The sequence below is a fragment of the Persicobacter sp. CCB-QB2 genome, assembly GCF_001274635.1.
Taxonomy (GTDB): Bacteria; Bacteroidota; Bacteroidia; order Cytophagales; family Cyclobacteriaceae; genus Persicobacter; species Persicobacter diffluens.
This window is the reverse complement of sequence record NZ_LBGV01000001.1, coordinates 3,536,953-3,551,865: the sequence shown is the minus strand read 5'-3', so window position 1 is coordinate 3,551,865 and position 14,913 is coordinate 3,536,953. Positions and strand designations below refer to the sequence as shown.

Annotated in this window: 10 protein-coding genes and 1 pseudogene; 3 read left to right on the top strand and 8 right to left on the bottom strand. The window is 41.7% G+C overall.

What is annotated here, in order from left to right:
- Positions 1-124: 124 nt before the first annotated feature.
- Positions 125-1,297, bottom strand: coding sequence for a M20 family metallopeptidase (locus NG22_RS15680; RefSeq protein WP_053406590.1), 1,173 nt, complete (start codon positions 1,295-1,297; stop codon positions 125-127).
- 239 nt (positions 1,298-1,536) lie between these two features.
- Here NG22_RS15680 and NG22_RS15675 point away from each other — a divergent pair, with 239 nt between their 5' ends.
- On the top strand, positions 1,537-4,395 hold the full coding sequence (locus tag NG22_RS15675) for an AsmA-like C-terminal region-containing protein (protein WP_053406589.1): 2,859 nt from the start codon (positions 1,537-1,539) through the stop codon (positions 4,393-4,395).
- A gap of 767 nt (positions 4,396-5,162) precedes the next feature.
- Here NG22_RS15675 and NG22_RS15670 read toward each other — a convergent pair.
- From NG22_RS15670 to NG22_RS15660, 3 genes are all read right to left on the bottom strand, one after another.
- Positions 5,163-5,777, bottom strand: a complete 615-nt coding sequence (locus tag NG22_RS15670) for a YceI family protein (RefSeq protein ID WP_053406588.1) — start codon at positions 5,775-5,777, stop codon at positions 5,163-5,165.
- Positions 5,778-5,984: 207 nt separating this feature from the next.
- Positions 5,985-6,587: a YceI family protein gene (locus NG22_RS15665; protein WP_082305145.1), complete on the bottom strand. Its 603-nt coding sequence runs from the start codon at positions 6,585-6,587 to the stop codon at positions 5,985-5,987.
- Between the two features lie 117 nt (positions 6,588-6,704).
- Positions 6,705-7,355, bottom strand: a complete 651-nt coding sequence (locus tag NG22_RS15660) for a hypothetical protein (protein ID WP_053406586.1) — start codon at positions 7,353-7,355, stop codon at positions 6,705-6,707.
- 198 nt (positions 7,356-7,553) lie between these two features.
- Here NG22_RS15660 and NG22_RS15655 point away from each other — a divergent pair, with 198 nt between their 5' ends.
- A complete protein-coding gene (locus NG22_RS15655; protein ID WP_053406585.1) occupies positions 7,554-7,973 on the top strand; it encodes a fasciclin domain-containing protein in 420 nt (139 codons plus the stop codon).
- 195 nt (positions 7,974-8,168) lie between these two features.
- On the opposite strand, the gene NG22_RS15650 is transcribed toward NG22_RS15655, so the two are convergent.
- Positions 8,169-9,023 (bottom strand): YitT family protein, encoded by an 855-nt coding sequence (locus tag NG22_RS15650; RefSeq protein WP_053406584.1) that lies wholly within the window; start codon positions 9,021-9,023, stop codon positions 8,169-8,171.
- A gap of 204 nt (positions 9,024-9,227) precedes the next feature.
- Here NG22_RS15650 and polA point away from each other — a divergent pair.
- Positions 9,228-12,091 (top strand): annotated as a pseudogene (polA, locus tag NG22_RS18180) (DNA polymerase I).
- 43 nt (positions 12,092-12,134) lie between these two features.
- Here polA and NG22_RS15640 read toward each other — a convergent pair.
- The 3 genes from NG22_RS15640 to NG22_RS15630 all read right to left on the bottom strand — a co-directional run bounded on the left by NG22_RS15640 (position 12,135) and on the right by NG22_RS15630 (position 14,742).
- Positions 12,135-12,890 carry a glycosyltransferase family 2 protein gene (locus NG22_RS15640; RefSeq protein WP_053406583.1) on the bottom strand — a complete coding sequence of 252 codons (756 nt, stop codon included), beginning with the start codon at positions 12,888-12,890 and terminating at the stop codon, positions 12,135-12,137.
- Positions 12,891-13,378: 488 nt separating this feature from the next.
- Complete coding sequence (locus NG22_RS15635) at positions 13,379-13,909, bottom strand: hypothetical protein (RefSeq protein ID WP_053405915.1); 531 nt, start codon at positions 13,907-13,909, stop codon at positions 13,379-13,381.
- A complete protein-coding gene (locus NG22_RS15630) occupies positions 13,870-14,742 on the bottom strand; it encodes a hypothetical protein (protein ID WP_157601050.1) in 873 nt (290 codons plus the stop codon). Before NG22_RS15630 ends, NG22_RS15635 begins: the two co-directional genes overlap by 40 nt.
- Positions 14,743-14,913 lie beyond the last annotated feature (171 nt).

Sequence of the window (14,913 nt, the reverse complement as noted above, 5' to 3'; positions counted from 1 at the left end):
AAATAAGAAAACAAGCTTGCCACAATTTGGGCTATTAAAAAATCAGCAAACCCAATAGTAATGTATTAATCATAAAACTTTTGAGTGATCTCCCTGAGTCTAACGGTGCCAATTTGTGCTTATTTTAGCCTTTCATCAGTTCCAGGGCAGTCTGTGCCAGCCATGCCGTTCCGAGTGGAAGCATGTCCTCATTCAAATTCATCCTGGGGTGGTGAAGGGAATAAGAGACCTCAGGCATAATCTGAGTACCCAACAATCCAAAAACTGAAGGCACTACCTGTGCCATGAAAGAAAAATCTTCCGCCCCCATATTCGGCCCTAAAGCAATAATGGCCTGCTCTCCCAGTAACTCCTTAGCCACTGCCCGGCCCACTTTAGTCGGGGTCGGGTGATTTTCAGTTACGTCATAATGTTGCGTAATTTCATAAGAAGCCTTCGCTCCATGCATACCGGCTGTTTGCTGAATAATCGTCTGAATGCGCTCCCGGATATACGCCATAGATTCCTGACTTAAAGCACGGCATGTACCCCTTAACACCACTTTATCAGCAATCACATTAGGTGCAAATCCACCCTCAATGGTTCCGATAGACACCACCCCGCTTTCCGTTGGGGAAATATTTCTTGCCACAATGGCCTGAAGGTTATTAATAATTTGTGCAGCGATAAATACCGCGTCCACGCCCATTTCTGGAGATAGTCCTCCATGGGAAGCCCTTCCTTCCACTACTATGGTAAACACATCTGCCGCCGCCATTACCGGGCCGTCCGTCAGGCTCATCATGCCCGAAGGCATCATCGGCACCTGATGCAAGGCCACTGCATAATCCACGCCCTCCATCACATTTTCCTTCACCATGCGCTCTCCTCCCGAAAAACGATCAGGATCATCATAATTATTTTCTTCTGCCGGCTGGAAAATCAATCGGATTCCACCTTCAAATTCTTCTTCTTTCAATATTTTTGCAGCGCCCAGCAACATGGCAGTATGCGCATCATGGCCACAAGCATGAGAAACATTCGGTATTTGAGAAGCGAAAGGTAGTCCGGTGGCTTCCTGAATGGGCAGAGCATCCATATCTGCCCGAAGCGCAATCAATGGCCCGGCCCCTTTCCTAAACTCAGCGACCACTCCGGTTTTGGCCACCTCCATTTGAGGTTCCAAACCCAGTTTTCGCAATTCACCTGCCACCAGATTTGCCGTTTCATATTCCTGATACCCCAGTTCTGGATTAGCATGAATTTTCCGTCGGATATCAATGATGTAATCTTTCAGGGCAAGTGCTTTGGTTTTCATTTTAGTTGGGCTTTTATGAAAAATAGATTTAACTCTAAGAAAACAGACGTCACGAATTAAAGACAAGTTATAGTCGATTATAAAAATATTTCAATCTAAGAGGAATTCTGTTTTTCCAATTAATGGATTAGGAATTACTTAAAAATCGGTCGATTTCTTTCTAATTTCTCATTTATTCCGCTCAATTTATTGTACATTGATCGCTATAATCCCGACAAACCAATTATTTCCCTTTCAAAATGAAAAAGTTTCTTATTGGTCTGGGCACCCTATTTGTGCTACTGATTCTGGCCTTGGCCATTGCCCCATTCTTACTAAAAGGAAAAATTGAATCCGCTGTTAATACCGCTTTAGATGAAAATTTAAATGCGGATGTATATTACGATTCCGAACAATTCTCTCTTTCCTTCTTCAAAGATTTCCCCAACCTGACGGTAAGCATGGGAGATTTTGGAGTGGTGGGACACGCTCCTTTTGAGCAGGACACCCTCGCCCAAATCGGAGAGTTCAGCCTGTCTGTTAATGTAGGCAGCGTGCTGAGTGGTTCCATTGCCTTAAATGAAATTATTCTGGATCGCCCCGATATCCGTGTGAAAGTATTAAAAGACGGCAGCACCAATTATGACATTGCCAAAAGTGATGAAACCGCTGTTGAAGAACGCCCTGAAGAATCCAGCGGGGGAAGTGGCGCCTCTTTTTCCATTGATCACTGGGAGATTATCGATGGAAAATTGAGTTATGATGATTTTGGCAGTCAGATGCATCTGGTGATTGATGGCTTGCAGCATCAGGGAGAAGGTGATTTTGATCAGGACATTTTCGACTTGTCTTCTCATACCCAAATCGGAGAAATGAGCTTTGCCATGGAAGGCACCGAGTATTTGCACAAAAGAGCTTTGGAAGCCGATGCTACCATCAACATTGACCTTCCGCATATGAAATTTACTTTTAAGGAGAATACCCTTCGGCTGAATGAGCTCGCTTTGGGCTTTGATGGTTATGTGGCCATGCCGGCAGAGGATATTGAGATGGACCTGACTTTCGCCTCAAAAGACAATTCTTTAAAAGCCGTTTTATCCCTTATTCCGGAAGAATTCATGAAGGATCTGGAAGGATTTAAGTCCGATGGTGAATTTGACATTCACGGTCACGCCAAAGGCATTTTTAATGACAATCAAATGCCTGCTTTTGGCTTAAGCGTGAATGTGGAAGACGGAAAAATACAATATCCGGATTTACCTACTGCCATCCGCAATCTGAATATGGCTATGGAAATTGAAAATAAGGATGGCATCATTGAAAATACCAGTGTGAATATCCCCAAATTCCATATGGACCTGGGTAAAAATCCGATAGACGCCAAATTGTTGGTAAAGGATTTAAAAAAATACAACATTGAAGGTAATCTGAAAGGCACCATTGACCTGGCCGATTTGAGTGATCTGGCCCATCAGGAAGGCCTGACCATGAAAGGAATTTACAAAGTCGACATCTCTGCAGACGGGTATTACGACAGTCTGACCAATACCATTCCGAAGCTGGATGGAAGCATGAGTTTAGCCAATGGCTATTTCCAGACGGCTGATTTCCCGATTCCGGTAAAGAATGTCGGCTTCAATGCTTCATTGAAAAGTCCGGAAGGTAAAATGAGCACCGCTTACCTGAAGGTGAATGACTTTAAAATGACCATGGAGAAAGAAGTATTTGATGCCTCCATGCTCATTCAAAACTTCAACAATCCGAGCTGGGATGTGAAAGCAAAAGGAAATATTGATTTAGGAACAATGGCCAAAGCTTTCCAGCTGGACAGCATGGAACTGAGTGGAAAGATTTATGCCGACATTGTGACCAAAGGAAAGATGTCTGATCTGGAAGCGGAAGCCTATGATAAATTACCCACCAGTGGAAAAGTTACGCTTTCGAATTTATACTATGCTGATGCCGACCTGCCACAGGGCTTACGGATTGCCAATGCAGAGGCCAATTTTACTCCTAAAACTATCACCCTTTCTGGTCTGACCGGCAAAGTGGGCAATAGTGATATTGCGGTAAATGGTAAGCTGAAAAACTATCTGGCCTATGCCCTGAAAGATGAAACCCTGACCGGCGACATCAACTTCAACAGCAAACGCTTTAACCTGAACCAGTTTATGGTAGAAGAAACCGAGGCGGAAAAGGGAAAGGCTGAGACCAAAGATCCGGAAACAGCTGAGGGAGTGGTGGAAATCCCGAAAAACATCAATATGGTGCTGAATGCCAACATCAAAGAAACCATTTATGATGAAATGACGCTTACGGACCTGAAAGGAAAGATCATTTTGAAAAATGGCATTGCTTCCATGGAAGGGCTCACCTTTAACACCATGGGCGGTCAAATAGCTTTAAAAGGCGCCTACAACAGCTCCAACCCGAAAGACCCGACTTTCGATTTCGATTTTGATATGAGCAATATTGATATCCCACAGGCCTACAAATCTCTGAATACCGTAAGGGCAGCAGCGCCGGTGGCTAAAAACATGAATGGTAAATTCAACACCAAATTTGCCATGAAGGGCAGCCTCCTGCAGGACATGACACCGAATTTTGATGCGTTGAATGGTGGGGGAGATATTAAAATCAAGCAAGCATCTGTGAATAATTCCGGTTTGGTGCAGGGCATTTCGTCCATTTCCGGATTCAGCTCTTCAAATAAAACCATCGACCTGAAAGATGTGATCATGTCCACCAAAATTGAGAATGGCCGTGTAAAAGTACAGCCTTTCGATGTTCAGATTGGAGAGTACACCGCTACTATTCAGGGAAGTAATGGATTTGATAAGTCTTTAGATTATAAAATGAACGTAGTCGTTCCGACAGGTGGACTGGGCGATGAGGCCAACAAGGTCATCTCCGGTTTATTAGGCGGCAACACCAAGGCCGTTCCGGATGCAATGCGCTTTAAATTTGACATTGGCGGTAACTATGATAAGCCGACTTATAAACTGGCCGGCACCGAATCCATTACCACCAAGACCTCCTCTGAAAAAAGACAGGAGGATAGAGAACAGAAGAAAGATGTAAAAGATGAAGCGAAGAAGATTCTGGATAATCTTTTCTAAACTTTGTCTATTAATAAAACTTAAAGGAGGTCAGGTAATGCCTGACCTCCTTTTTTTGTCCGGAAGCAAATCACAAAGACGCTTTTTAGTCGGCCCAATTTTTCAGGCAACAGCGTCCGCAGCATTCGAATTTTTTTAAGATTACCAGTGTAGCGGCCTTACCGGAAGTTGGCCACTAGGGGCGTTTAAAATGAATTTACACCCTTATATTTTACCGAAGGTTTACTTTTTTTCATTTTTTACCGATAAAAAATCAAGCCTCTAATCAATTCGGACGAGCCATTGAAGATGCTCCAGAAAGCTATTGAGGCTATTTTTGGGACCAATAACATAATGAGAGTGATTTATGGGATTACAGCGTATTACACCCTGATAGGGGGGCAAAGATAATGCGCTTTAACCCGGATTATTCATGCTTTTATCCTCGTTTAGCTGCAAGGCGGGAAAAATGAAGGAATTTTTCCTATTTCGAGTTTTTTCCAACGAAGCAGATGAATGAGGAGAGAGCAAGCTTGCCCAAATTTGGGCTATAAAAAAATCAGTCGACACGAATGTACCATATTGATAATTAACTGATTAAAGCAAACCCCTGAATCTGGCGGTGAATAATTCGGGTTTTATCAAACACATAAGGGGATTTGTAGTGTATATACCTTTATTATCCATTGGCATTGATACCCCTAAGTGAGGATTGTTTCCAGTCAAAAAAAAAGCACGAATCAAAAAGACCCGTGCTCCCCAAAATTAAGTATAAATTGATTGTAATATTATCCAGCAACTGCTTTAGCGCTCAAATCGATATCCAAAGTGAACTCATCATAGATGGTTTTGTCCCCTAAATTATCGAAGAAGCTACCGGAACCGTAACGAATGTCAAACTCAGTACGGTCAACTTTAACCGTTGCTTTCGCAGTCAGCACGTTTTTATCTGCATCAATAGTCGCTGGGAATTTGATCTCTTTGGTAATGCCTTTGATCGTCAGCTTACCCACTACTTTATATTCATTTTTCTCTTTACCCTGACGGTAAGCCTTGGTAATTTCAAATTTCGCAGTCGGGAATTTCTCTACACCAAAGAAGTCTGCAGACTTCAGATGGCCTTCCAGTTTACCCTTGTATTCTCCTTCCAAATCCTTCACATCTATGGAGGTCATGTCCAAAACAAATGTGCCAGACAACTGATCACCATCCATAGCCAATGTACCTTCTTTCACCTTTACGGCTCCCCAGTGACTACCAGTCACTTTTTCACCAGTCCACTTTACATTGGTTTTGGCCACATCTACCGCATATTGCTTTTCAGCTCCTTTAAAAGCAAATGTCACTAATGCGATCGCCAAAACTGCCGCTACATTCAACAGAGATTTGTTAATTGATTTCATGGTTAAATTTTGTTTGTATTAATTATTGTTGTTTATACATCAATTGTATTAGCAAAGTTACAAGAAATGAGTGAAAAAAGAAGAAAGAGGAAAAAAAATCCACAAACCCCTCACTCAAAGCCGATAAGCTTATTTAAAAGTTAAGAAATTAATTGTACCTACACGAATCAGGAGGCAAAAAAAGCTCCGACTTGGAGCTTTATGTTTTCAGGCAGACACTTTTGCGCTTAGTTCCACCTCCAGAATAAATTCATCATAAATGGTTTTATTCCCTAAATCATCAAAAAAACTACCGGAACCATAGCGCACATTGAATTCGGTTCTGTCTACAGTAATCGTCGCTTTGGCTTTCAGACTCTCTTTATCCACCTCCACGACCGCCGGGAATTTCAATTCTTTCGTGATGCCCTTAATGGTCAAATTACCCACCACCTTATATTCATTTTTTTCTTTTCCCTGCCGATAAACTTTAGTGATCACAAATTTGGCAGTGGGGTGCGCTTCTACTCCAAAAAAATCTTCTGACTTTAAATGCTTCTCCAGCTTTTTCTTCATCATCCCACCCAGGTCTTCCACCACAATGGAGGTCATGTCCAAAGAAAATGTCCCTCCTGTTATTACACCCTCCTCCACGGATAAGAAACCCGCTGTTATATTTACCGATCCATAGTGCTCTCCGGTCACCTTTTGCCCGATCCATTTCACCTTGGTTTGGGAAGGATCCACTTTATATTGAAGGGCTTTTGGTGCCGCAAATACGAACAGGAGCATCGTCAGCAGACTAAGCATCAGGACTTTGAGATTTTTCATTTTCATGCTGTTTTAATTGATCATAAGGATTACGAACAATGATAAAAACGAAAATACCCACAATAAAATCATATTCATGCTAAATATTTCATTATTAAAAGCCCTGAATATCAACATCTAAATAAACCACTTATAGGCTTTCCAGAATAATCCTAAAAAAGAGTGAATGAAAGGATTTGGTCCTATCGTAAAACCTTCCTCCATCTTTTGTAGCAATCTGGGGTAATGTCCACCCAAAACCTTTTGTTCCAGAGGCCATTGAAACTGCCGCATTATGGCCAGGCCCAGCTGACTAATTCCCATCCCCAACAAAATAGTCAGGGCCAAATCCTTATTAGACAGATACCACCTGTCCAAAATTTGATTGGTGAAATAATAAGCGGGAATCAGATAGGCCGCAAGTTCCCAAAACAAAAGAGGGCTGAAGATATAATAGGCTTTTGGGCGAATCCGGGCGATTAACTGCACCACTAATGCCAAAAAACCTACCGGAAGAACGGCAAAGGTAAGGTTCCAGAACCAACTGCCGTAATCCCCATAATACCAAAGTACCGGTACGCCAATCCATTTCAACAGGCTGACCATCAAATGAACCATTTCCGTTCTTTTGCATCGAGGCAGTTGTACCATTGCCTTATCAAACACAAACTTAAAGGAGGAGAACAGAAGAGCCGTATCTTCCTTAAACAAATTCACCTTAACCGGAGATCCGTTTGCTCTGCGCTCTCCGGAGCGATCAAAAAAACACCACTGCGCCTTGGTAGCCATCTAAAATTACAATTCGTAAAATTTCACAAAAATTTAAAGGATTTGCATAAAACCTATCCTGTACAGGCAAGTTAACCACAAGAATACACATCTGTATTATTTCCAACCTAATAAAACCTACATGAATTTCAAGAGACTCATTTACCTGCCCATCTTATCCGTGCTATTCCTCATTTCTTCCTGCTCCTCTGTCGGGGATTGACGGGATCTGCCGGTAGTTTACTTGCCCTTGCTCAGGGAAATCCAAAGCTTTCCAAATTTATGACTTTGGCACAGGCAGCGGGCATCAGTGGTTTGCTTTCAGGAGCAGATCCCCTTACTATTCTCGCTCCGAGTAATAATGCCTTTGCCGCTTTGGGAAATACCAAATTTCAGGAATTACTCGACCCGGACAATAAGGAAATGTTGACTGAAATACTGAAAAACCATGTCCTTTCAGGCAGCGTGGATGCCAAAGACATGGCCAGGGCCGGTAGTGTAACCAACTTATTGGGCAACACCCTGGATGTTAGTGGCTCCGGCAATAATATCACAGTAGGAGGTGCCAACATATTAGAAAAGGACATGAAAGCTGACAATGGCATTATCCAAATGGTAGATCAGCTTATTCTACCCTAAACAAAATTATCTATTACGGTCTTAGGGCAGGAAAAAAAAGGGAATGGTTCCCTTTTTGGAGTGTTAATCAAGACAACAAAATGATGGTGGTGCGCTCAGGCTCCACCAAACAGATTTACTGAATCGCAGCAGAAATAATCCGGGCTAAGCATTATTCCTGTCAACAAAAAAGGCGACCAAGCGGCCGCCTTTTTTTTATCTTCTGAAGGATTCAAATCCCTTACCATAAACCCCCATTACTTTCCCCACGGAGATAAATGCTTCCGGGTCGGCCTTAGTAATTAAACTCAATAAAGTATTGGCCTCATGCTTACGGGCCATAATCATCAAAATCTGTCGATCCTTTTTGGTAAAATGGCCTTTTCCATGAATAATGGTCAGACCACGATTAAATTTCCTGCTGATTTCCTCGGCTATTAATTCCTCCCGCTCTGAGAAAACCATCACCTGTACAGATTGCTTTTCTCCGGTCAACACCAAATCCACCACATAGGAAATCACAAACATAATCACTCCGGCATAAACAATGGCTTCCACTTTTTGAAGCACCAGATAGGAGGCGAAAATGATTAAGATATCACAATATAAAAGAATACGTCCCGGAGACACATTGTGGTATTTATTGATAATCATGGCGATAATGTCCGTTCCGCCCATACTACCGCCCTGTGATAACACCAAACCAATACCCGTTCCCGAAATGGCCGAACCCACCACGACTGCCGAGAAAATATCATCTACCAGGGGCTCCTGAAAAACATATTCCGGAAATATATAAAACAACAGGGAAGACAATACCACCCCATATAATGTCCTCGATCCAAAGCGCGGGCCCAGCACTTTCACCCCTAAACCAATCAGGGCAATATTGATCAAAAAATAAGAAAAGGCCACCGGAATTTCAGTAGCGTAAAAAATTACGGTAGACACCCCTGTCAATCCACCACTGGATATTTTAAAAGGGATAATAAAAGCTGACCAACCCAAGCAGTGCAAAAATGCGCCTAAAGACATGATTGCATAGACTCTCAAGTTTTTTAGAGATTTCATTAATACGTTTTAATGCTGTTAAAAATTTGCGCAAAACTATTCGAAATGGTTTGATTTACAAGGGGTAAAACCATCATTTTTTAGCCTGAAATGATATTCATCTTTATCACAGAATTCCATTTCCTGAATCCTTTCTTACACCTCTCAAAATTTGGTATATTGCCATAATTATAAAATCGAAATTTTAAACACCCCTACAGGAGCATGCCTTCAAAAAAACTATTCCTGCTGGACGCTATGGCCTTGATTTACAGGGCTCATTTCGCTTTCAGTAAAAACCCCAGAATAAACTCTAAAGGATTTAACACCGGAGCGGTCCTTGGATTCACCAATACACTACTGGATATTCTTCGTAACCAAAAACCGACACACATCGGAGTCGCTTTCGATCCACCGGGCCCTACCTTCCGTCATGAAGAATATGCGGAGTACAAGGCCCAGCGACAGGAAACCCCTGAAGACATCAAACTTTCCATTCCGATCGTCAAGGATTTGGTAAAAGCCTTTAACATTCCCGTGTTGGAAGTGCAGGGGTTTGAGGCCGATGATGTGATCGGCACCATGGCCAAAAGAGCGGCAAAAGAAGATTTTGAGGTGTTTATGATGACGCCGGATAAGGATTATGCTCAATTGGTGGAAGAACATGTCTTTCTGTATAAACCCGCCTATATGGGCAATGGGGTGGATATTTTGGGCATTCCGGAGGTATTGAAAAAATTTGATATCGCCAATGTAGACCAGGTCATTGATTTGCTGGGACTTATGGGAGATGCCTCTGATAATATTCCGGGTATTCCGGGAGTGGGACCCAAAACAGCCGTGAAGTATTTGCAGAAATACGGATCGGTAGAAGGCTTGCTTGAAAATACACATGAGCTGAAAGGCAAAGCCAAAGAAAAGGTGGAAGCCAATAAAGAACTGGCCCTTTTATCAAAAAAACTGGCCACCATCTGTACTACCGTTCCAATTGAATTCAATGAAAAGGAACTGGAGCACAATGAACCTAATAAGGAAAAAGTAGGGGAGATTTTTGATGAGATGGAGTTCCGTACCCTGAAAAAAAGGGTATTTGGCGAAGAGGCTTCAACTCCTAAAACTTCTACTGCATCCAATGTCAATGCCCAGGGGCAAATGGACTTGTTTGGTGGGGAAGTGCAGCCAGCAGCTCGAAAAAAGTAGCGAAAAAGGCGGTACAACCTTCACTTTTCGATGCTCCCGCGGCCGAGGAAGCTACTGTTCCACAGGAGAAGAGCCGTTTTGAACTGGAAAAGAAAAATTACCATATGATTGCCTCCAAAGCGGAAAGGGAATCCTTATGCCAATATTTATTAAAGCAAAAAGAAGTTTGTTTCGATACAGAGACCACCTCCTTAAACCCTTTCCAGGCGCAACTTTGCGGAATCTCTTTTGCCTATAATGCCAATGAGGCTTACTATGTCCACATTCCGGATGATGCGCCCGAATTAGCGCAGGAAGTAGTGGACGATTTCCGTGCCGTTTTTGAAGCGGAGGAAATTGTAAAGATTGCCCAGAACATCAAATACGATATGCTGGTATTGCGCAAATATAATCTGGAGTTGAAAGGGCCGCTTTTCGATACCATGATTGCGCATTATTTACTTTCTCCGGAGGGCAAACACGGCATGGATGCCATGTCAGAAGATTATCTGAATTACACACCCATTTCTTTTAAATCGTTGACCGGAAAAGAAAAGGACAAAGCCAAGGACAATCTTTTCCTTCAGGTACCGGTAGAAAAAAGGGTAGATTATGCGGCAGAAGATGCTGACATTACCCTGCAATTGAAACAGTTTTTTACACCTCAGCTCCAGGAGGGCGGTGTTCAGCCCCTGATGGACGAGTTGGAAATGCCATTGGTCAGGGTACTGGCGGATATGGAGGCAAATGGTGTGAAAGTGAATACCGAAACCCTTGGAGAACTGTCAGACATTCTGGGCAATGAGAGCCAGCAAATTGAAAAACGCATTTATGAACTGGCAGGTAAGGAATTTAATATTGCTTCCCCAAAGCAGTTAGGCGTTATTCTTTTTGAGGAAATGAAATTGGTCGAAAAACCGAAAAAGACCAAGACCGGCCAATATGCGACAGGGGAGGAAATTCTTTCCAAACTGGCCCGGGAGCATGAAATATGCGCCCTGATTCTGGAGTTCCGCGAGCTGAACAAGCTAAAATCTACCTATGTCGATGCCCTACCGGAATTGATTGATGCCGAAGGACTGATTCACACCTCCTATCGTCAGGCCGTTGCGGCTACGGGCCGCTTGAGCTCTACCAATCCGAACTTACAAAACATTCCGATCCGTACGTCCAGAGGAAAGGAGATTCGAAAAGCATTTGTTCCACGACAGGAGGACCATGTAATACTGGCAGTGGATTACTCCCAAATTGAATTGCGCATTATGGCTGGCTTTGCCAAGGATGCTCATATGATTGAGGCTTTTAAAAATGGGGAAGATATTCACCGTGCCACCGCCGCCAAAGTATTTAAGGTATCCCCGGAAGAAGTGGACAGCGATATGAGAAGAAAAGCGAAAACCGCCAACTTCGGAATTATTTATGGAATCTCGGCCTTTGGTTTGGCAGAACGCCTGAACATTCCAAGAGGAGAAGCTTCTTCCATTATTAAGGCATACTTTGAGGAGTTTCCGGCTGTGAAAACCTATATGGATAAGGTGGTGAATGATGCCCGGGAGTCCGGCTATGTGGAAACCATCATGAACCGCAGACGCTACTTAAGGGATATCAACTCCAGAAATGCAACCGTTCGTGGTTTTGCCGAGCGAAATGCCATCAATGCCCCGATTCAGGGATCAGCGGCAGACATCATTAAAAAAGCCATGATCAATATTCATGACTGGATGAGCCAACAAGACCTGAAATCAAAAATGATCATGCAGGTACATGATGAATTGGTATTTGATGTGCATAAGGAAGAACTGGAACTGGTCAAAACGCAGGTGATCCGAATGATGCAGGAAGCAGTACCTTTCGAAGTTCCGCTGGAAGTAGAAGCGGGAGTTGGGCAGAACTGGTTAGAAGCTCACTAATTTATTAATAATAAAATCCGGAGTTCATCGCTCCGGATTTTTTTTACCATTTATTATGTTGGCCTGTCAATTTCCTTCCTAGTGCACGCCAGGCAACAGCCAAATGCGCCCTCCAGGTTGACCAACTCCCGAATTCCTTCTGCATAATAGCATATCGCTCCTTCAGACTTTCCCGGACGTGATTAGCCGAATGCCCGCCAATAAGATAATGGGCAATGGGAGCTTCAACTTTATAATTCAGGCGGGATTTTTTCAAAATCTTCAAACACCAGTCAAAATCGGCACTATGGCGATAATTCAGGTCATAGAGTGTACAAAGACTTCTTCTGGGGATAAAGGCCTGATGAGATACCACCATACCTTTCAAAAATGAGGAAGGGGTGAGGTCTTCCGGCAATTGCCGGCTGGTTAATGCCGAGCGCGTGCCCTGTACTTCACGTGCATCATTCACCATTAAGGTTTCCCCATAGATCACATCTGCAGCATCAGGAGCACTATCGAAAATTTCCTGAAGAGTGGTATTGGACGCAAAGGTATCTCCGGCATTGAGAAAGAGCACAAATTCTCCCTTGGCCATATCCAAACCTTTATTCATGGCATCATAAATGCCCTGGTCAGGCTCAGAGACCCATTGGTCAATATGAGACATTTGTGGCAGGCGATCGGCTAATCCATCCTTGGAATGACCATCGACCACCACATATTCAAAATCTGAAAAAGTCTGGGATTTTACACTCTGCCAGCTCAGCTCAAAAAGGTCAGCGGCATTGTAAACCACCGTAATAATGGAGATTTTCAAAATGTTCGTCTTAGATAGAACGACAAAGCTATAAATTTTAAGCCGTATTTTTCATGCTTAAACCCTTGTTTAGCAGCATGGCGGGAGAAATGAAGAAAAAGGTGCCTATTTCGAGTTTTTTCCAATGAAGCAGATGAATGAGGACAAAGCCAGCTTAGCCAAATTTAGACTATTAAAAATCTACAAAAAAATACCTGAATTGAATTAATGGTAAGCACTTTGGGGCAACGCTATAGATTAGCCATGCATAATTAGTGGCTGTAAGAAAATGAAACACAATATTTTAAAATATAACAGAAACAATATTGTTGTGCACTATTGGTATGGCTTGATTATTGGATATTTATCCTTTGATTGCTAAAATCTATCATTTTTGACAGAAGAAGACATTGAAGGTTATTTTACGACAATTATTTGAAAATTAAGACATACAGAATTTAGCCTTTAGTAAATCTAGAGGCTTTATTCCATTCTAAAAGGCAGCTTCTTTAAGCGGCAGATATAATTTTTTTATATCGTGTTTTTTCCTTTTTAATTTTTATTTCATTTAATCGTTTTCCTATTTTATGCAAATTATATGCTGTAATTCCCAGGGCTACATAATTTCGAAATTGCTCAGGAGATCTATTTGGACACCTATCTAACCCTCTATTCTCCAATTCATTGATGTTAGATTCTATAGCAGAGTGCGCATTTTTTAATAATTTAAAGGGTTTACTCTTTTCTTCAGCCTCTTCCGTTTTATTTCGTTTACCTAGTTTAGGCATTATCAACTGCAAATCAGGGAAAACTTCCTGAATTAACGCTTTATTTTCTTTTGAAGAAAATCCTTTATCTGTACTCCAAGATGATACTAATTGATATTTTTCTAGTACTCGATCAATAATATCCATAATCGAATCTCTGTCTGATAAATTATCCCCAAGACAATGATCAACAATAAGCCCAAATTGATCTGTTGTGACAAATAACTTTTTCCCTATTTCAATTGGGGGCGTTTCTTTCCCTTTTTTATCCATTCTGTGAAAGGAAGATAGAGGGAATAGACTTTTTCTGATGCTGGGATTTTCTCTTGGCCAATTATTCTTCGCTCCAACAAGTTTATATGTTTTTCAAACATCAACTTAAACCACTCAACTTTAATAAGAACCAACAGTGTCTTTTGGTCAATAAGCAATGCCGGCATATCTTTTTCCCAAAAATCAGCAACCTTTTTGTATAGTGATTTTGCTTTATTCAAATATGCCTGGCAAGCTTCAATTTCATTTTTAGCTTTATTTTTCCCACCTGCTGAGGTAGCTCTCCCAAAAGATCTACAGAGTGATTTTAATTTACTTGATTCGCTTTTTACTTCTCTCCAACCTTTTACTTTATGCTGTTTTGCTATTTCACCGATCATATTTAGGCATTTGCGACCAGCTTCAAAAAGTAATACATAATCCGATGGAAAAGTCGTATTTGTTTCAACAACAAAACTATCTGTTTTTAAGGATAATGGATCCGAGTCTTTTTTTTTAAATATACCATGTCCAAATTCAACAATAACAGCATTAATTTTTTTTAGTGTTTCATCATCAACCAAGCTAACATTATCATAAATATTTTGAAAGGTATATTCATCCACTGATTCACCAGCAAGACCAAGATTAATTTGTTTTCCCAGCATCCTTCGAACCAAAACGTTATAATTTGCCAAATTTAGAAGATCATCGTATGATAAATTCTGACACAATCGTAATTGAGCCAAAACAAAAACTTCCCATAATCCCATCCCTTTCCTTCCTGAAGTCTGACTAGTCCCAATGGCCTCTTGCAAAAGTTTTTCTATGCGAACACTAATTTCCTTATTCATGTAGATCGCTTGAAGAGCCCGTAATAAATTAACAATATGATCTCGTGTGTTGCTAGGAAATTGAACCTCACTTATAGGTATTGTGTTAATTTTGAGTTGTTGGGTGAATCCGCTGCGCATAGTTAAAAAAAGTATGAGTTTTGAGCCTTAAATGAGTGTTATCCGTGTATT

Bases quoted from the DNA above. Each gene is read 5' to 3' on its own strand.
- NG22_RS15660 (WP_053406586.1), bottom strand. From the start codon at position 7,355: ATGGCTACCAAGGCGCAGTGGTGTTTTTTTGATCGCTCCGGAGAGCGC.
- NG22_RS15635 (WP_053405915.1), bottom strand. From the start codon at position 13,909: ATGGATAAAAAAGGGAAAGAAACGCCCCCAATTGAAATAGGGAAAAAG.
- NG22_RS15650 (WP_053406584.1), bottom strand. From the start codon at position 9,023: ATGAAATCTCTAAAAAACTTGAGAGTCTATGCAATCATGTCTTTAGGC.
- NG22_RS15675 (WP_053406589.1), top strand. From the start codon at position 1,537: ATGAAAAAGTTTCTTATTGGTCTGGGCACCCTATTTGTGCTACTGATT.
- NG22_RS15680 (WP_053406590.1), bottom strand. From the start codon at position 1,297: ATGAAAACCAAAGCACTTGCCCTGAAAGATTACATCATTGATATCCGA.
- NG22_RS15670 (WP_053406588.1), bottom strand. From the start codon at position 5,777: ATGAAATCAATTAACAAATCTCTGTTGAATGTAGCGGCAGTTTTGGCG.
- NG22_RS15665 (WP_082305145.1), bottom strand. From the start codon at position 6,587: ATGAAAAATCTCAAAGTCCTGATGCTTAGTCTGCTGACGATGCTCCTG.
- NG22_RS15630 (WP_157601050.1), bottom strand. From the start codon at position 14,742: ATGAATAAGGAAATTAGTGTTCGCATAGAAAAACTTTTGCAAGAGGCC.